Origin of the sequence: Rhizobium terrae, assembly GCF_003425685.1 — a bacterium.
GTDB classification, from domain to species: Bacteria; Pseudomonadota; Alphaproteobacteria; order Rhizobiales; family Rhizobiaceae; genus Neorhizobium; species Neorhizobium terrae.
Genome location: NZ_QJKM01000002.1, coordinates 187201 through 204176, shown reverse-complemented (window position 1 = coordinate 204176; position 16976 = coordinate 187201). Strand labels below are relative to the sequence as shown.

General features: G+C 60.9%; 18 protein-coding genes and 1 pseudogene. 16 read left to right on the top strand and 3 right to left on the bottom strand.

Annotation, left to right across the window (positions count from 1 at the left end):
- Positions 1 to 127 precede the first annotated feature (127 nt).
- The 13 genes from DMO26_RS03965 to DMO26_RS03905 all read left to right on the top strand — a co-directional run bounded on the left by DMO26_RS03965 (position 128) and on the right by DMO26_RS03905 (position 10063).
- Positions 128 to 1084 carry a heme o synthase gene (locus DMO26_RS03965; protein WP_117190729.1) on the top strand — a complete coding sequence of 319 codons (957 nt, stop codon included), beginning with the start codon at positions 128 to 130 and terminating at the stop codon, positions 1082 to 1084.
- Positions 1081 to 1221 (top strand): hypothetical protein, encoded by a 141-nt coding sequence (locus tag DMO26_RS03960; protein WP_162894685.1) that lies wholly within the window; start codon positions 1081 to 1083, stop codon positions 1219 to 1221. The genes DMO26_RS03965 and DMO26_RS03960 overlap by 4 nt, the downstream gene beginning before the upstream one ends.
- Before the next feature lie 37 nt (positions 1222 to 1258).
- The gene (locus DMO26_RS03955) at positions 1259 to 1867 is read left to right on the top strand and encodes a cytochrome c oxidase assembly protein (RefSeq protein WP_117191022.1); all 609 of its coding nucleotides are present in this window, start codon (positions 1259 to 1261) and stop codon (positions 1865 to 1867) included.
- Between the two features lie 51 nt (positions 1868 to 1918).
- A complete protein-coding gene (locus DMO26_RS03950; protein ID WP_117190728.1) occupies positions 1919 to 2794 on the top strand; it encodes a cytochrome c oxidase subunit 3 in 876 nt (291 codons plus the stop codon).
- Between the two features lie 69 nt (positions 2795 to 2863).
- Complete coding sequence (locus DMO26_RS03945) at positions 2864 to 3631, top strand: SURF1 family protein (RefSeq protein ID WP_117190727.1); 768 nt, start codon at positions 2864 to 2866, stop codon at positions 3629 to 3631.
- Between the two features lie 64 nt (positions 3632 to 3695).
- Positions 3696 to 4061, top strand: coding sequence for a DUF1304 domain-containing protein (locus tag DMO26_RS03940; protein WP_117190726.1), 366 nt, complete (start codon positions 3696 to 3698; stop codon positions 4059 to 4061).
- A gap of 3 nt (positions 4062 to 4064) precedes the next feature.
- The gene (gene ispH / locus DMO26_RS03935) at positions 4065 to 5108 is read left to right on the top strand and encodes a 4-hydroxy-3-methylbut-2-enyl diphosphate reductase (protein ID WP_117190725.1); all 1044 of its coding nucleotides are present in this window, start codon (positions 4065 to 4067) and stop codon (positions 5106 to 5108) included.
- Positions 5109 to 5381: 273 nt separating this feature from the next.
- Positions 5382 to 6347, top strand: a complete 966-nt coding sequence (locus tag DMO26_RS03930; RefSeq protein WP_117190724.1) for a homoserine kinase — start codon at positions 5382 to 5384, stop codon at positions 6345 to 6347.
- Positions 6344 to 6784, top strand: a complete 441-nt coding sequence (gene rnhA, locus DMO26_RS03925; protein WP_117190723.1) for a ribonuclease HI — start codon at positions 6344 to 6346, stop codon at positions 6782 to 6784. Before DMO26_RS03930 ends, rnhA begins: the two co-directional genes overlap by 4 nt.
- A gap of 29 nt (positions 6785 to 6813) precedes the next feature.
- Positions 6814 to 7542 carry a class I SAM-dependent methyltransferase gene (locus DMO26_RS03920; RefSeq protein WP_117190722.1) on the top strand — a complete coding sequence of 243 codons (729 nt, stop codon included), beginning with the start codon at positions 6814 to 6816 and terminating at the stop codon, positions 7540 to 7542.
- A gap of 3 nt (positions 7543 to 7545) precedes the next feature.
- A complete protein-coding gene (locus DMO26_RS03915) occupies positions 7546 to 8355 on the top strand; it encodes an endonuclease/exonuclease/phosphatase family protein (protein WP_117190721.1) in 810 nt (269 codons plus the stop codon).
- A gap of 62 nt (positions 8356 to 8417) precedes the next feature.
- Positions 8418 to 8726: a Dabb family protein gene (locus DMO26_RS03910; RefSeq protein WP_117190720.1), complete on the top strand. Its 309-nt coding sequence runs from the start codon at positions 8418 to 8420 to the stop codon at positions 8724 to 8726.
- Between the two features lie 404 nt (positions 8727 to 9130).
- Complete coding sequence (locus DMO26_RS03905) at positions 9131 to 10063, top strand: HEPN domain-containing protein (RefSeq protein ID WP_117190719.1); 933 nt, start codon at positions 9131 to 9133, stop codon at positions 10061 to 10063.
- Positions 10064 to 10177: 114 nt separating this feature from the next.
- Here DMO26_RS03905 and DMO26_RS03900 read toward each other — a convergent pair whose 3' ends face one another.
- Entirely contained in the window at positions 10178 to 10663 is a 486-nt protein-coding gene (locus DMO26_RS03900) for a peroxiredoxin (protein ID WP_117190718.1), read from the bottom strand.
- A 126-nt stretch (positions 10664 to 10789) separates the two neighbouring features.
- Positions 10790 to 11647, bottom strand: coding sequence for a protein-disulfide reductase DsbD domain-containing protein (locus DMO26_RS03895; RefSeq protein ID WP_162894703.1), 858 nt, complete (start codon positions 11645 to 11647; stop codon positions 10790 to 10792).
- Positions 11648 to 11811: 164 nt separating this feature from the next.
- Here DMO26_RS03895 and DMO26_RS03890 point away from each other — a divergent pair, with 164 nt between their 5' ends.
- The 3 genes from DMO26_RS03890 to DMO26_RS03880 all read left to right on the top strand — a co-directional run bounded on the left by DMO26_RS03890 (position 11812) and on the right by DMO26_RS03880 (position 13873).
- Positions 11812 to 12417 carry a YqgE/AlgH family protein gene (locus DMO26_RS03890; RefSeq protein ID WP_117190716.1) on the top strand — a complete coding sequence of 202 codons (606 nt, stop codon included), beginning with the start codon at positions 11812 to 11814 and terminating at the stop codon, positions 12415 to 12417.
- A gap of 95 nt (positions 12418 to 12512) precedes the next feature.
- A complete protein-coding gene (locus tag DMO26_RS03885) occupies positions 12513 to 12704 on the top strand; it encodes a CsbD family protein (RefSeq protein WP_117190714.1) in 192 nt (63 codons plus the stop codon).
- Positions 12705 to 12805: 101 nt separating this feature from the next.
- On the top strand, positions 12806 to 13873 hold the full coding sequence (locus DMO26_RS03880) for a zinc-binding metallopeptidase family protein (RefSeq protein WP_117190712.1): 1068 nt from the start codon (positions 12806 to 12808) through the stop codon (positions 13871 to 13873).
- Between the two features lie 199 nt (positions 13874 to 14072).
- Here the strand turns inward: DMO26_RS03880 and DMO26_RS03875 are convergent.
- Positions 14073 to 16889: pseudogene (locus tag DMO26_RS03875) on the bottom strand (EAL domain-containing protein); the annotation flags it as partial.
- Positions 16890 to 16976 lie beyond the last annotated feature (87 nt).

Genomic DNA, 16976 nt, shown 5'->3' with positions numbered 1-16976 from the left:
GCGGTGCCCTGAAATACAGTGCAGCGTCCGGCACCGAAGTCGATTTGGAACGAACGATGCGCACTCGAAGTTACGGCGTTCTTTGCGTGTCGGGTTTGGCGCGCCGCGCTGTCTGCAGGACGGTTCAATGACGGTTATCGACAATCACGACGCTCTCGGCTCCGATGGAGGCGTCCGCCTCTCGGAAGCGAATGCGCGCGATTTCTTCGAACTCCTGAAGCCGCGGGTGATGTCCCTCGTGGTCTTCACCGCGTTTGCCGGCCTGATGCTCGCGCCCGGGCATATCAATCCGGTGCTCGGCGTGATCTCCATCCTCTGCATCGCGGTCGGCGCCGGTGCTTCCGGCGCGCTCAACATGTGGTATGACGCCGATATTGACGCGGTCATGACCCGCACCGCCAAGCGGCCGATCCCCGCTGGTCGTGTTCTGCCGCAGGAGGCGCTTGCCTTCGGCCTGACGCTTTCGGTCTTCTCGGTGGTGATCCTCGGCCTCGCGGTCAACTGGTTCGCTGCCGGCCTGCTCGCCTTCACCATCTTCTTCTACGCCGTCGTCTACACGATGTGGCTGAAGCGCTCGACGCCGCAGAACATCGTCATAGGCGGTGCCTCCGGCGCCTTCCCGCCGATGATCGGCTGGGCCTGCGTCACGGGTGGCGTGTCGCTCGACAGCATTCTTCTCTTCCTGATCATCTTCCTGTGGACGCCGGCGCATTTTTGGGCGCTCGCCCTCTTCAAGATGCGCGATTATGGTTCGGTCGGCGTGCCGATGATGCCGAACGTGGCGGGCGAAGCCTCCACCAAGAACCAGATCGTCGTTTATGCGGTGCTGACCGCGCTGAGCGCCGTCGCCCCGACTTTCACCGGTCTTTCGGGGATCGGTTACGGCATGTTTGCGGCAGTCCTTGGCATCCTCTTCGTCATCTGTTCCATCACCGTCTGGCGCATGCCGGACGGCGACGAGAAGATGGTGCCGGCAAAGAAGATGTTCGCCTATTCGATCTTCTATCTCTTCGCGATCTTTTCTGCGCTTCTGGCCGACCGGCTGCTGGCGGGATTGCCGAACCTTCTCGGAGGTGCGCTGTGATCGAGACCGTCAAGCTCAGCGAAGCGCAGAGGAAGTCGCGCCGCAACCGGAATATCGCGCTTGGCCTCGTGCTGGCCGGGCTCGTGGTCCTCTTCTACATCATGACGCTGGTGAAAATCGGCGGTCTCGGGCACTAAGGGGGTAGCGGTGACGGAGACGATTGAGAACGGCCAAATTCAGAACGGTCAGGCAAAGCGGGTCAGCAACAGCGCGATCTTCGCCGGATGCGTGGTTTTCGTCGCCGGCATGGTCGGCGCGGCATATGCTTCCGTGCCCCTCTATCGCCTGTTTTGCCAGGTGACCGGCTATAACGGCACGATCCAGCGCGTCGAGCAATATTCCGACAAGATCCTGGAGAAGCCGATCCAGGTGACCTTCGACGCCAATATCTCTCCCGGCCTCAACTGGGATTTCAAGGCAGCCAAGGCCGTCAACCCGAAGATCGGCGAGACCGTGCAGATCGAATATACGGCGACCAACCGTTCGTCGAAGCCGACGACGGGCACCGCAGTCTTCAACGTGACGCCGATGGAGGCTGGTGCCTATTTCAACAAGGTTGAGTGCTTCTGCTTCACCGAGCAGACGCTTCAGCCCGGCCAGTCGGTTCAGATGCCAGTGGTGTTCTTCGTGGATCCGGAGATCGCCAGGGCCGAAGAGACGAAGAAAATCAAGACCATCACCCTGTCCTACACCTTCTATCCGAGCGAGCCGGGCAAACCGGTTGCCGCTCTGCCGGAAGGCCAGAAGGCAGGCGCCCCGAAGACGGGCACAGGCAAACTTTAAGAGGGTTCGCCGGTTTTCCGGCGAAGCAGGCATTCATCCGGGGATTCTGACATGGCCGACGCGCATCAGAAAAATCACGACTACCACATCATCGATCCGAGCCCGTGGCCGATTCTTGCCTCATTCGGGGCTTTCGTGCTGACCTTCGGCGGAGTCGGCTACATGCGTTATCTGCATGGGGGCCAGTTCCATATCTTCGGTCTGGATCTTGCGACCCCGTGGCTGTTCTTCATCGGCCTCGCCATCGTGGTCTACACGATGATCGGCTGGTGGTCGGACACGATCAAGGAAGGCAATTCGGGGGCCCACACGCGCGTCGTCTCGCTGCACCTGCGTTACGGCATGATCATGTTCATCGCTTCGGAAGTGATGTTCTTCGCCGCCTGGTTCTGGGCCTTCTTCGACGCGAGCCTTTATCCCAACGAGGCGATCCAGGCGACCCGCGTGGAGTTCATGGGTGGCCAATGGCCGCCGAAGGGTGTCGAGGTTCTCGACCCCTGGCACCTGCCGCTCTACAACACCGTCATCCTGCTGCTCTCCGGCACCTGCGTGACCTGGGCTCACCATGCCCTGTTGCACAACGACCGCAAGGGCCTGGTGAGCGGTCTGGCGCTTACCGTTGCGCTCGGCATCCTGTTCTCCGCCGTCCAGGCTTATGAGTATATCCACGCTCCGTTCGCTTTCTCGAACTCGATCTACGGTGCGACCTTCTTCATGGCGACCGGCTTCCACGGCTTCCACGTGCTGATCGGCACGATCTTCCTGGCTGTCTGCCTGCTGCGTGCGATGGCCGGCGGCTTTACGCCGAAGCAACATTTCGGTTTCGAAGCCGCTGCCTGGTACTGGCACTTCGTCGACGTGGTCTGGCTCTTCCTCTTCTTCGCCATCTATATCTGGGGCGGTTGGGGTGCGCCGCTCGCTCATTGAGCAGGCGATACGGATCAAGGGGAGGGCGGCGAAAGCCGCCCTTCTGCATTTCAGGAACTGGATATCCCCATGCCGACCAAAGCCGTGCCGCAAGAGAATTCACCGGAAAAGTCCCGCAGCCGCGCCAGAACCGTCGCGACGGCTATCTTGGTGCTCCTGGCACTCGCTATTCTCATGTCGCTCGGCACCTGGCAGGTGGAACGGCTGCACTGGAAAGAAGACCTGCTGGCGGATATCGCTGAGCGCCGGGCCGCGGCACCGGTCGCGCTTTCCGAGATTGCGGCGATCGAGAAGTCCGGCGGGGATATCGAGTATCGGCGCGCGTCGATCACCGGCACCTTCGACCACGCGAAGGAGCGGCATTTCTTCGCGACCTTCCAGGGGCAGACCGGCTTTTACGTCTATACGCCGATGACGCTGGCGGATGGCCGCATTCTGTTCGTCAACCGCGGCTTCGTGCCCTACGAAATGAAGGACGCGGTTAAGCGACAATCCGGCCAGGTGACAGGCGAGCAGACGGTGTTCGGTTATGCCCGTGCGCGGCTTGCCGAAAAGCCGTCATTCATGGTGCCGGAGAACGATCTTTCCAAGAACATCTTCTACTGGAAGGATTTGGCCGCCATGACTTCGACCACCGGTCTCGATGCCGCGAAAATCGTGCCCTTTTTCGTTGATGTCGATGCCTCTGTCGTCAATCCCGGCGGCTGGCCGAAAGGCGGCGTGACCCAGTTCGACCTGCCGAACAGCCACCTGCAATATGCCATCACCTGGTACGGACTGGCCGCGGCCCTGATTGCGGTAGTGGCGGGCATGTGGTTTCGTCGGCGCCGGGCGTAATCGGCATGGCGTGGGCACCGGAGCCGGGCTATGTTTGCCGCCGGCAAGCAAGCGGGGTAGGACAATGGCCATTCTGGCGACGATCTTTGTAGCACTGACGGCGCTCTTGCATCTCGGCTTCCTGGTGCTGGAGATGTTTCTGTGGACCGGGCCGACGGGCCGCAGGGTGTTCCGCATGTCGCCGGAACAGGCGGAGACGACGAAGGTTCTGGCCGCCAATCAGGGCCTCTATAACGGCTTTCTTGCGGCCGGGCTTTTCTGGTCGCTTCTCCAGCCGGATGCCGTCTTTGCCTTCCAACTGAAGCTCTTCTTCCTTGTGTGCGTCATCATTGCCGCTATATATGGCGCGTGGTCGGTCAAGCCGCGCATCCTGCTCATTCAGGGCGGCCCGGCCATTCTCGCTCTCGTGCTGATATTGCTGGCGTTCTGATTGATGGCATCATCCCTTTCTGAAAAAAGCCCGCTGACCATTCGTCTCTGCGGCCCGCGCGGTTTTTGTGCCGGCGTCGACCGGGCGATCCAGATCGTCGTTCTGGCGCTGAAATCCTATGGCGCTCCAGTCTATGTCCGCCACGAGATCGTCCACAACCGATATGTGGTCGAAGGGCTTGAGGCAAAAGGAGCGATCTTTGTCGAGGAGCTCGACGAGATTCCCGCCGAGCATCGTCGGCAGCCCGTCGTGTTTTCCGCCCATGGCGTGCCGAAATCGGTTCCGGAGGATGCTCAGGCCCGCAATCTCTTCTATCTCGATGCGACATGTCCGCTGGTTTCCAAGGTTCACAAGCAAGCGATGCGCCATCAGCGGCTCGGCCGCCATGTTATTCTCATCGGCCATGCCGGCCATCCGGAGGTGATCGGCACCATGGGCCAATTGCCGCTGGGAACGGTCTCGCTGATCGACACGATCGCCGATGCCGAAGCCTATATGCCGGAAGACCCGGACAATCTCGGCTACGTCACCCAGACCACGCTTTCGGTCGATGACACCGCCGGCGTGATCGCCAAGCTGCAGGAGCGCTTTCCAAACCTCTCCGCGCCTGCCGCCGACAGCATCTGCTACGCCACCACCAATCGCCAGGAAGCGGTGAAGGAAGCGGCGCCCGGCTGTGATCTCTTCATTGTCGTCGGCGCACCGAACTCGTCGAATTCAAAGCGGCTGGTGGAGGTCGCGCTGAGGGCCGGCGCCAAGCGCTCGCTCCTGGTGCAGCGCGCCTCGGAGCTGAACTGGGAAGAGATCGGCGAAATCCGTACGCTCGGACTTTCCGCCGGTGCCTCCGCCCCGGAAGTCATCGTCGATGAGATCATCGCGGCCTTCAAGGAGCACTTCGATGCGGGGATCGAACTCGCCATCACTGCGGAGGAAACCGAAAACTTCCTCGTTAACCGCGAGCTTCGCGGTGTGCCGCTGACCCAAGAGGATATGGAATGGGTCAATGGGCGAGGACCGGTCGGCGCAGCCGGCGGGACGATCCAGTGAACCTTTCCGAGGGACGGGCGCCCTGCATCTTGGCGGACGGCCGCAACCTGAAGCCGATCAGAACCGCTCACCTTCTTCTGACTTGCCGGGCATCTTCCCAACAGGAAGGGAGACCAGCAAGACGCTCCGGTTTCCCGCCTATATCGACCCCTCCAGGCCGCAAGACGTTGCCCTTCCGTGATCTGCCCTCTTGTGGGATCGCGGCCCGGTGGGGCAAAGGGGAATACAGTTTCCGGCAGATGATTCTGCCTTCCTCCGGACTGTGAGACCATCTTGGCCGTTTACACCGATATCACCGAAGACGACCTCAAACGTTTCCTGACCGAATACGATGTCGGCGAGCTGACCTCCTATAAAGGCATTGCCGAGGGCGTCGAGAACTCCAATTTCCTGCTGCATACGACGCGCGATCCGCTGATCCTGACGCTTTACGAAAAGCGCGTCGAGAAGGCCGACCTGCCGTTCTTTCTCGGTTTGATGCAGCATCTTTCGGCGCGAGGCCTGTCCTGCCCGCTGCCTCTGCCGCGCCGCGACGGCGAGCTGCTCGGCGAGCTTTCCGGCCGGCCGGCGGCGTTGATCTCCTTTCTGGAAGGCATGTGGCTACGCAAGCCCGAAGCGAAACATTGCCGCGAAGTCGGCCGGGCGCTCGCCGGGATGCACCTCGCCGGCGAAGGTTTTGGGCTCAATCGCCCGAACGCCCTGTCGCTCGAGGGCTGGAAGACCCTTTGGGCGAAAGCCGCCGACCGCGCCGACGAGGTCGAAAAAGGGCTGCAGGACGAGATTTCCTCGGAACTGGAGTTCCTGGGCACCAACTGGCCGAAGGACCTGCCAGCCGGCGTCATCCATGCGGATCTCTTCCAGGACAATGTCTTTTTCCTCGGTGATGCGCTCTCGGGGCTGATCGATTTCTATTTCGCCTGCAACGACCTGCTCGCCTATGACGTGTCGATCTGCCTGAATGCCTGGTGCTTCGAGAAGGATGGTGCCTACAACCTCACCAAGGGTATGGCGATGCTGGAAGGTTATCGCAGCGTTCGGCCGCTTTCGGACGACGAGATTGCCGCCCTGCCGGTTCTGTCGCGCGGCTCGGCGCTGCGCTTCTTCCTGACAAGGCTCTATGACTGGCTGACGACGCCGCCGGGCGCGCTGGTGGTGAAGAAGGACCCGCTCGAATATCTGAGGAAGTTGCGTTTCCACCGGCAGGTTTCCTCGGCTGCGGAATATGGATTGGCGGCATGAAACAGGTCGAGATCTTTACCGACGGCGCCTGCTCCGGCAATCCGGGCCCTGGCGGTTGGGGTGCCATCCTGCGTTATGGCGAGACCGAGAAGGAAATGTTCGGCGGCGAGGCCGAGACGACCAACAATCGCATGGAACTGATGGCGGCGATCCAGGCGCTCAACGCGCTGAAGACGCCCTGCGAGGTCGAGCTTTACACCGACAGCGCCTATGTGAAGGACGGCATCTCCAAGTGGATCTTCGGCTGGAAGAAAAACGGCTGGAAGACCGCCGACAAGAAGCCGGTGAAGAATGCCGAACTCTGGCAGCAGCTGGAGGAGGCCCGCAACCGGCACAAGGTGACGCTACATTGGATCAAGGGCCATGCTGGGCATCCGGAAAACGAGCGGGCCGACGAACTGGCACGCCTGGGCATGGCGCCGTTCAAGAAGAGATAGGCTGCCGAACGGGCAGGCGAGAGGGTTTGATGGCCCAGAACATCTACGACACGCCGGACTTTTTCGAGGGTTACAGCCAGCTCGGCCGCTCTCTGCATGGTTTGGCTGGGGCTGCCGAATGGCCGCAGATCCGCTCCCTGCTGCCCGATCTGAAGGGGCTTCGCATCGTCGATCTCGGCTGCGGCTTCGGCTGGTTTTCGCGCTTTGCCGCCGGTGAGGGGGCGGCGTCGGTGCTTGGCCTCGATCTTTCGGAGAACATGATCGCGCGCGCCAATGCGCAGAACGCTCACCCGGTCATCACCTATGGCATCGCCGATCTCGAACAGGTCGAATTGCCAAAAGCCGATTTCGACCTCGCTTATAGTTCGCTCGCCTTCCATTACCTGGAAGATTTCGGCCGGTTATTGAGGCAGGTCCACGCAGCGCTGGTGCCGGGCGGCAAATTCGTCTTCACCATCGAACATCCGATCTACATGGCCTCCTTCCGCGCCGGCTGGCGGACCGACGAAACCGGCCAACGGTTTTGGCCGGTGGACCATTATTCCGTCGAAGGCAAACGCAGTACCGACTGGCTTGCGAAAGGGGTCCTCAAGTATCACCGGACCATCGCCACCACGTTGAACGCGCTGACCGATGCCAGCTTTACCACGCGCCGGCTTGTCGAATGGGCTCCTTCGCAGGCGCAGATCGTCGCCAACCCCGCCCTTGCCGAAGAAATGGACCGGCCGATGATTCTCATGATTTCCGCGGAGCGCTGAACGATGTCTCTTCGCCTCATTTCCCTCAATGCCTGGGGCGGGCGCGTCCATGCGCCGCTGATGGATTATCTGAGACAGGCCGATCCGGATGTGTTGTGCCTTCAGGAGGTCACCCACGTAGCGGGTTACGACGGCGACTGGTTGACCTTTCGGGAAGGTGCCTTCGAGCTGCCGCAACGCTCCAGCCTGCTTAATGACGTGGCATCGGTCCTCCCCGGACATAGTGCCTTTTTCGCCCCCGCCGCCTGTGGCCCGCTCTATGACGGCGACCGCGAAGTGATGTCCGAATGGGGGATCGCGACCTTCGTGCGCCAGGGCATGCCGGTCATCGGTCAGGCGCAAGGCTTCATCCACGGGGACTTTCCTGTCGTAGGTTTCGGTGAACATCCGCGCCCCCGCAATGCCCATGGTGTCCGCGTTTTCCGGCACGAGACCGTCTCGGCGGTGACGATCGTGCAGATGCACGGCCTTCGCGACCTCGCCGGCAAGGGCGATACACCGGCCAGGCTTGCGCAGGTGCACACTCTCGTGGCGCTTGTCGAAAAGGTTTGGCGCAAGGGCGAGCCTCTGGTCGTCTGCGGCGACTTCAACCTCCTGCCGGGCAGCGAGACTTTCGCGGTCCTCGGCGAGCTCGGTCTCACGGATCTCGTCACCACGCGGGGCTTCACCGATACCCGCACCTCCTGGTATCCCAAGGAGGGACGTTATGCTGACTATCTCCTGGTGACGCCCGAGGTAAAGGTTGCAAGGTTCGATGTCGTTGCCGAGCCGGAAGTGTCGGACCATCGGGCATTGCTGCTGGAAATCGCCTAAGCGTTATTGCGCTGAAATCCTTTCCCTCTATTCTGCCGCAAAACACAACGGGAGGCCGGTTCATGATCCTGCATTGCGTATTCGCGCGCTTTAAGGCGGCGCTTCAACCGGCGGACAAGCAGGCGCTTTATGACGCCGTCGCGGCCCTGAAGGAGGTGACGCCCGGCATCATCGACGTCAAATACGGTCCGAACGTCTCGCCGGAAGGGCTGAACGGCGGCTTTCTCGATGGTTTTGTGGTGACCTTCGAAAGCCCCGAGGCGCGTGATGCCTATCTCGTCCATCCCGAGCATATGGCCGTTGGTGAGCGTATCGTCGCTTCCACCGATGGCGGATTGTCGGGCCTGATGGTCTTCGATCTGGCAATCTGAGGCCGTGATACAGCCCTCGTGGCGCCTTAGGCGACTGATAACCCTCAGGGAGGGACGAGCTTCTCGAACGTTCCCCAGTTCGGAAGAATAACGGATCCGCCTGACGTGCGGGATACGATGTTCGTGAAGCTGCTTGCGGACTTGCGCTGTTTGCACATCGCTTTTGCCAAGGCTTAAACTGAACAAGACGGGACGACTGGCTCCGAGCCCGTGCAAGTTGGGTGAGGGAGTGTCTCACGGCACGGCCCGACGCCAAAATCTCGGCAGTGGTACCAGCTCCGGCTGCTAGCGAGCGCGACCTTAAGGTTGTATATCATTGAAGGAAAAGTTGACGATGGTTCAGCCTTCACCAATTCTGAACGCTCGCTTTCTGGCGTGAGGCGCGCGAGCCGCGGAAGGTAACAATGGACACAGGTGTTGGGGTGACTGACAACGAGGCCCTTGGGCATCTTCCAGACCGCAAGCAGCGGGAGCTTTCGCGCGCCTTGAAAATCATCTTCGAGGAGTTCGAAGCCGCCCAACAGACCAAGCTTTCGGAAAAACAACGCGCCGGCCGGATCTTAAAGGTTATCCTCTTTGGTTCATATGGCCGGGGCGATTGGGTTGAGGACCACAAGAGCGGTTACCGGTCCGACTACGACATCCTGGTTGTCGTCAACATCAAAAGCGTCGGCGAGGAAAATGAGCTGTGGCACGACGTTTCGGATCATTTTTTGCGGGAGCTGTTGGTTACGAAGACGATCGAGACGCCGGTCAACGTCATCGTCCATACGCTGCAGGACGTGAATGACCAGTTGGCGCGCGGAAGGCCGTTTTTCATCGATATCGTCCGCGACGGCGTCATCCTCTATGAAAAGGAAGGCCATCCGTTTGTTTCGCCGAAGCCTCTCTCGCTGCACGACGCGGTTGTGGAAGCCAAAGGTTATTTTGATCATTGGTACCCAAGCGCCGCAAGGCGTCTAGAGGTAGCAAAAGAAGAGTTTCGAAGGCGCTATTGGAATGATGCGGCCTTTGATCTCCATCAGGCGGCTGAACGCCTTTACCACTGCGTCTTGCTCGTCCTGACCCTGTACAGCCCGAAATCACATCGGCTTAAATCACTTCGCTCCTCGGCGGAGCGCATCGAACCGCGATTGATCGAGGTTTGGCCGCGGGACACGAAATTTGCCCGTCGTTGCTTCGAAAGACTCGATCGCGCATACGTGGATGCCAGATATTCACCCCATTACGAGATCACCGAGGAGGAGCTTCGGTGGCTGATCGAACGCATAGAAGTACTGCAGGAGCTCGTGGAACGCATCTGCAGAGAGAAGCTAGCGGGAGAGGCTAATTCGTGATTTCGGCTCGGCACTCAACTGCGCCGAGCCGTTTCCGCCGTGAACATCGATGTTAAAAATATCCAAGGGTTTGAGGCGCCTCAACGCCCTTTTCCAAAGCGGAACGCAAACGGGTCAGAGCTGTTCCAGCATTGCCGCGGCACCCGAAACGGTTGCCTGTCCGGGGCTTTCTTCGATGTTCAACGATTTCACCACGCCGTCTTCGACGAGCATCGAATAGCGTTTCGAGCGGATGCCGAGCCCACCGGCCGAAAGGTCCATATCGAGGCCAAGCGATTTGGTGAAGGCCCCGTCCCAGTCGGCAAGGAAGTGGATTTTGCCCATGCCGCCGGTCTGGCTCGCCCAGGCGCCCATGACATGCCAGTCATTGACGGCGATGACGGCGATGTCGTCGACGCCCTTCGCCAGGATCGCGTCGCGGTTTTCGAGATAACCAGGCAGATGGTTCAGCGTGCAGGTGGGTGTGAATGCGCCCGGAACGGCGAAAACTACGACCTTCTTGCCGTCAAAAAGCTGTTCGGTGGTGATTTCAACTGGGCCGTCGGCGGTCTTTTCCTTGAACTTGGCTGCAGGCAGTCTGTCGCCGATCGTGATGGTCATGAGAGATCTCCTCGGTTCTCGCGGGCACATGCCTCCGGCCCGCCTTTCGCGGCGCACTATAGACCTGACTTGTCATAAGACAAGCCAGAGAACAGGCCCTGCCGGCCTGTTTGGCGAGAGACCGGTCTATTCAAAGGCGAGCGAGGTTTCCATGGCGCGATTGCCGGCGACCACGAGAATGCCCCAGCGTTTGCCCTTGATATCATAACCCTTGGGAAGCTTTCCCACCGGCATGTCGAGCGAATAGCCGTCGCCATCTTGGCGGCCATTGACGCCGTCGAACAACACGTGTCCCTGAGGCCCGGTGACGATCACCTGCGGCGGGGCAAAGGTTCCCAACGGCAGCTTCAGCTTGAGGCTCAGCACTTCGCGCCCGTGTGTCATGGCATAGTGGGTGACGGCGAAATCGTCCGAAGGCGGTTCCGGCAGTTTCGAGGCGGCAGCATTCAGGATCATCGCCTCTTCGACCGGCGTGCCGTTGACGGGAGCGAGCTTCAGTGAAAATTCCGCCTGGAAGGGGATGCAGATATTGCGGCAGAGCCCGACGAATGCGGAAGCGCCAAGGTTCAGCGGTTTGCCGAATTGCTCGACCTGGAGCTCGAAGGGCAATGCCACCGGATGATCGTAGCCGATGTCCCGCAGCTTGCCGTTGTCTATCCGCTTCGGCACGGGATAGCCGATATGCGACAGCGTCACGCCGCCCGCCTTGGAAAACACCATTTGTGGCGGAATGCCGGCATCGCCCGGTTCCTTCCAATAGGTGATCCAGCCGGGCTTCGGTTCGATCTGCAACGCGCCGCGCACCGTCCCGTCAGGTTCCGGCGGCATGGCGACGATGCGCATGCGGCCGCCCTCGTTGATGGCCCAGGGCGTGGTCTCCGCACAGCTGATATTTGCCACGCCGAGAACCGCGCCCGCAGTAATACAGGCGGCGAGCGCGAGAGGTGCGCGGGTCGGAAGGCTTCGCAGCGAAATTGTCGTCATCGGCCAGACATTTAATCGATCAGACGGGTTCGGACCAGTCACGACCCCGCGAAAGCCGATCATTTTCGGTTGATTGATAGGCCGGACTGCCCCATCTTGATCAAATGGTAGGATCTAAAGCTCTCCCGCCCGGAGGCCGGGCCGGAAGGCAGGCCGGAGGCGTCATGGTTTTTTCGACCCTGAAAGACAAGCGCGAACGCGGCTTTCTGGACGGCCAGTTCCTGATCGCAATGCCCGGCATGCGTGACGGCAATTTCACCCGCGCCGTGGTTTATGTCTGCGCCCATTCGCCAGCCGGTGCCATGGGCTTCATCATCAATCGGTCCCAGCAGATCTCCTTTACCGACGTTCTGTTGCATCTGAAGCTCATGGATCAGAACGAGGCGATCATGCTGCCCGGCTCTACCCGTGATTTTCCCATCCTGTCGGGTGGTCCGGTGGAGACGGGCCGCGGTTTCGTGCTGCATTCGGATGATTTCACGAGCGAATCCTCCATTCCCGTCAGCGACGACATCTCGCTCACCGCCACGCTCGACATTATCCGCGCCATCTGCGACGGACGCGGGCCGGCGCGAGCCACGATGTTGCTCGGTTATGCCGGGTGGGGTCCCGGCCAGCTCGAGGCGGAGATCGTCAACAATGGCTGGCTGAACTGCCCTGCCACCGAGGACCTGATCTTCGACCGCATGCTGGACGGCAAATACGAAAAGGCTCTGGCCTTGATGGGCGTCAGCCCGGAAATGTTATCGAGCGAAGCCGGGCACGCTTAAAAACATTAAATCTTCAAATGGCTTGGAACGAAGCCCGCGCCGCCTGCGTTTTCTCCCCCGCAGGACGATGAATGTCCGCGGCGAGGAGAAAGAAGATGGGCAGCACCAGCGACAAGATGGCCGGCAAGGCCAATGAAATGTCCGGCAAGGTCAAGCAGGCCGCCGGCGATATGACCGACAATCCGAAACTCAAGGCCAAGGGCGGCGCCCAGGAAACCAAGGGCCACGCGCAGCAGGCCAAAGGCAAACTCAAGGACGCTGCCAAGGGCGTCGTCGATCGTATGTAAGGTCTCTCGGCCTCATTCGGCCTCATGTAGACTCAAGCCTGTTCCGGCTTCGGCCGGGGCAGGTTTTCTGTATCAGCTCCTCATGCGACGGGACCGTCCCCATGCGCCTCTACGACTGCGATCACTGCGGCCAGCCAATCCATTTCGACAATCGCTCCTGCGTCAACTGCGGCCATCGGCTGGCCTTCGTGCCGGAAATGATGGCCATGCATGCGCTTGAGGAAGAGGAGGACGGCACCTGGCGCCTCGTCGCTGTACCGGCCCACAAGGTGCGGCTCTGCGCCAACGAGTCGATGGACATCTGCAACTGGACGGTCCTTGCGAACGATCCCCATAGTTTCTGCCCCGCCTGCCGGCACAACCGGCTGGTCCCAGACGCCTCGACCGAGGTGGGCCTCAGCCAGTGGCGCCGCATCAGCCAGGCGCAGCGGCACCTCTTCTATTCGCTCTTGCGCTGGGACCTGCCGCGCACCAACCGCGCGGAAGATCCGGAAGGCGGGCTCGTCTTCGATTTCCTGGTGGACGAGGTCAAAAACGACGGCACCGTCGTGCCGGCCATGACCGGCCACGAGGATGGCCTGATCGCCATCCGCGCGGCGGAGGCGGATGACGTCACCCGCGAACAGGTGCGTGTTTCGATGAACGAGCCCTATCGCACCATGCTCGGCCATTTCCGGCATGAGACCGGTCATTATATCTGGGACAAGCTGGTGCGCGACCGCAGCAGGATCGCTGAATTCCGGGCCGTCTTCGGCGATGAGACGTTCGACTATGCGGAGGCGCTGAAACGCAATTACGAAGAGGGGCCGCCGCCGGATTGGCAAGACTTCTTTATCAGCACTTATGCAAGCTCGCATCCCTGGGAGGATTTTGCCGAATGCTTTGCGCATTACCTCCACATCGTCGATACGCTGGAGACCGCACACGCCTATGGCATGACCATCGAACCGCGGCGGCATGAGGAATTGGCTGCCGAAGTCGCCTTCAATCCCTATAATGCCCAGAGCGCCGAGCAGCTTGTCTCCGCCTGGATCCCCTTCAGCGTCGCGATCAACAGTCTGCACCGGTCGATGGGCGTGCCGGACCTCTATCCGTTCATCCTGTCGCCGGCGGTGGTGGCCAAACTGGAATTCGTCCACCGGCTTATCCACGACCATCTCAAAAAGTAAAACCCGCCTTTCGGTGGATCGAAAGGCGGGGGATAGTTTTGGGGCGCATTCAGAAACCCCATTAAATTAAGGGGTAAAATCACGGTTTCGTCAACCCGGAATATGCATTTTCATATTTTTGAAGATGCTTTCATATCCATCGTCTCGAAATATGCACCTTTGGTTGCAAATGCTGCCCTCGCCCTGATCCCTACGCAAGTCAGGCCCGTTTGGTCAGCGGAAAACGTTCTTTGAGGAGCTTCAGTACCGCATCGGCCGGGGCGGGCGGCCCGAACAGATAGCTCTGGCCGAAATGGCAGCCCATCTTGCCAAGTTCGGCGGCGTCCTCGTCCGTCTCCACCCCTTCGGCAACGACCGACATCTCCAGCGCGCGGGCCATCGCGATGACCGAGCGCAACAGGATGGCGCGTTTTTCCGCCGTATTTCGAACTAGCGCCTTGTCGAGCTTGATGGTGTCGAAGGGAAATTGCGTCAGATAGGCGAGCGACGAATAACCCGTGCCGAAGTCATCGAGCGCGAGGCTCAGCCCGGTCTCCTTCAGCTTGCCGAGAACAAGCCGCGCCTGTTCCGGATTTTCCATCATCAGCGATTCGGTAAGTTCTAGCTTGAGCTGACTCGGATTGACCTGCGTCTTCTGGAGAAGCGCCCGCACGTCGTTGTAGAGGTCAGCGTTGAGAAGCTGGGCACTCGAAAGGTTCACCGAAACGAACACTGGCAGGTCGCCGGTCTGGCCCTGCCAGGTCATCAGGTCGGACGCGGCGCGATCCATGGCAAAGAGACCGAGAGGTCCGATGAGATCGGAGGTCTCCGCGATCGGAATAAATTCCGATGGTGGAATAGGGCCGCGTTTGGGATGGTCCCAACGCATCAGCGCTTCGAAGCCGGCAAGTTCGCCGTCCTTCAACCGGATGATCGGCTGGTAGGCGAGCGACAGTTCCTTGCGTTCGATGGCGCGGCGCAGATCCGTCTCGATCTGCAGCTTGTCGGTGCCCGAAGCCCGGAAGGCCGGACGGAAGGGCTCCACACGATTGCCGCCGGCGCGTTTCGCCCGGTACATGGCAAGTTCCGCATCGGCGAGCATGCCAGTCGCGCTCTCCTGCTGATCGACCCATGAGGCAAGCCCGATCGAGGCCGTCAGGATGATTTCCCGATTGGCGAAGTTGATCGGCACCATGATCGCCTTGGAGACCGCGTCGGCGAAATCCGCCACCTTGGCCGGATCGCGCTCGGATACGAGGATCAGGCCGAACTGGTCGCCGGAAAGCCTCGCCAGCGTATCTTGTGGCTTCAGGAGGCGGCGCAGGCGGCGGGTCAGCGCGATTAAGATATTGTCTCCGGCGGCGATCCCGAGACTGTCGTTCACCTGCTTGTAGCGGTCGATATCGATCGCCATTACGGTCGGGCGCACGGTATCGCCGCTCGGCGCTAGCGTCAGCACCGATTGCAGGCGGTCGAGGAAGACCTGTCGGTTTGGCAGGCCGGTCAGGTTGTCGTGCAGCGCGTCCTGCAGCAGGCGTTCGACGGAATTCTTCTGTTCGGTGACGTCGATGATCGTGCCGACGCAGCGGATGATCTCGCCGTTGGAGCCAAGCACCGGCCGGGCGCGGATCTGCAGCCAGTGGAAATGCCCGTCTTCGGCGCGGATGCGGAATTCATGGTTCAGCCGCCCGCGACGATGCTCAAGGAGAACATCCAAGGTAGCGCGAAACCGATCGCGGTCGTCCGGATGCAGCCGCGGCACCCAGTTGCGGACCGGACCATGAATGGCGCCCGCATCGAGCCCGAGCCTCAGCGAAATATCGGGCGTAGTGACCACCCGGTCGCGCGCCACGTCCCAGTCCCAGACGGTATCGCCGCTGCCGGTCAGCGCCAGCGACTGACGCTCCAGATCGGAGAACAGGCCCTGCTGATAGGCGCCGCCGGCAAAGGCGTGCTGCATGACCGTGAAGCCGATCAGCAGCACGATCAACACCAAGCCGCCGCCGAGCGCCGGCTGGATGATGTCGTTGTCGAGCTTGCCGGTGACCGTCAGCCAGCCACCGAACAGCCAGACGAGAATGAGCGCCCAGGTCGGCACCAGGAGAATGGCGCGGTCGTAGCGGTTGAAGCCGAGATAGATGATCAGCAGAATGCCAACCGTGCCGGTGAGCGCGAAGGAAAGCCTGGCAATGCCCGAGGCGACGGAAGGGTCGTAGATCGCGACACCGCCGAGCAAAACCAGGCCGACGATCCAGGCAAGCGTCGCATAGCCCAGATGCACGTGCCAACGGTTGAGATTGAGGTAGGTGAAGAGGAAGATGACGAGCGAGGAGGCAAGCGCCACTTCCGCGCCGGCGCGCCATATGCGCTGATCGCCGGAAGTGATGGTGATCAGCTTATCGAGGAAGCCGAAGTCGACGCAGATATAGGCAAGCACCGCCCAGGCGAGCGCGGCGGATGCCGGCAGCATGGACGTGCCCTTGACGACGAAGAGGATGGTGAGAAACACTGCAAGCAGACCGGCGATGCCGAGCACGATGCCGCGATAGAGCGTGAACGAGTTGACCGTGTCCTTGTAGGCGTCCGGCTGCCAGAGATAGATCTGCGGCAGCGATGGTGTCGCGAGTTCGGCGACGAAGGTGATGGTCGAGCCGGGGTTCAGCGTGATGCGGAACCCGTCGGCGTCCGGGCTCGGAATGCGGTCGAGCGCGAAACCTTCCGAGGGCGTGATCGAGATGATGCGCTGCGAGCCGAGGTCCGGCCAGAACATCTTGGAATTGGCGAGCCGGAAATGCGGCGCGACGATCACCCGTTCGAGCTGCTCTTCGGAAACGTTGGAAAGCGCAAAGACGGCCCAGTCTCCTTGGTGCCCTGGAGAACTGGCTCGCACCTCGATGCGACGGCGGATGCCGTCGGAGCCGGCGGCTGTTGAGACCTGAAAGGCTTCGCCCTGATTGGTGTAGATATCCGTCGTCCGGGTCAGATCGAGCGCGGTGTCGTCTCGCGAAATCTTTACCGGCTCGGCAGCCCGGGCAACCGGGGCGGCAGCGATGATGATGGCTGCGACAAACATCAAGACCAGCGTCGGAAACCAGCGGATCAACGAGGCGATAGGCAATCTCCG

Bases quoted from the DNA above. Each gene is read 5' to 3' on its own strand.
- DMO26_RS03965 (WP_117190729.1), top strand. From the start codon at position 128: ATGACGGTTATCGACAATCACGACGCTCTCGGCTCCGATGGAGGCGTC.
- DMO26_RS03950 (WP_117190728.1), top strand. From the start codon at position 1,919: ATGGCCGACGCGCATCAGAAAAATCACGACTACCACATCATCGATCCG.
- DMO26_RS03945 (WP_117190727.1), top strand. From the start codon at position 2,864: ATGCCGACCAAAGCCGTGCCGCAAGAGAATTCACCGGAAAAGTCCCGC.
- DMO26_RS03940 (WP_117190726.1), top strand. From the start codon at position 3,696: ATGGCCATTCTGGCGACGATCTTTGTAGCACTGACGGCGCTCTTGCAT.
- ispH (WP_117190725.1), top strand. From the start codon at position 4,065: ATGGCATCATCCCTTTCTGAAAAAAGCCCGCTGACCATTCGTCTCTGC.
- rnhA (WP_117190723.1), top strand. From the start codon at position 6,344: ATGAAACAGGTCGAGATCTTTACCGACGGCGCCTGCTCCGGCAATCCG.
- DMO26_RS03920 (WP_117190722.1), top strand. From the start codon at position 6,814: ATGGCCCAGAACATCTACGACACGCCGGACTTTTTCGAGGGTTACAGC.
- DMO26_RS03915 (WP_117190721.1), top strand. From the start codon at position 7,546: ATGTCTCTTCGCCTCATTTCCCTCAATGCCTGGGGCGGGCGCGTCCAT.
- DMO26_RS03910 (WP_117190720.1), top strand. From the start codon at position 8,418: ATGATCCTGCATTGCGTATTCGCGCGCTTTAAGGCGGCGCTTCAACCG.
- DMO26_RS03905 (WP_117190719.1), top strand. From the start codon at position 9,131: ATGGACACAGGTGTTGGGGTGACTGACAACGAGGCCCTTGGGCATCTT.
- DMO26_RS03900 (WP_117190718.1), bottom strand. From the start codon at position 10,663: ATGACCATCACGATCGGCGACAGACTGCCTGCAGCCAAGTTCAAGGAA.
- DMO26_RS03895 (WP_162894703.1), bottom strand. From the start codon at position 11,647: ATGACGACAATTTCGCTGCGAAGCCTTCCGACCCGCGCACCTCTCGCG.
- DMO26_RS03890 (WP_117190716.1), top strand. From the start codon at position 11,812: ATGGTTTTTTCGACCCTGAAAGACAAGCGCGAACGCGGCTTTCTGGAC.
- DMO26_RS03885 (WP_117190714.1), top strand. From the start codon at position 12,513: ATGGGCAGCACCAGCGACAAGATGGCCGGCAAGGCCAATGAAATGTCC.
- DMO26_RS03880 (WP_117190712.1), top strand. From the start codon at position 12,806: ATGCGCCTCTACGACTGCGATCACTGCGGCCAGCCAATCCATTTCGAC.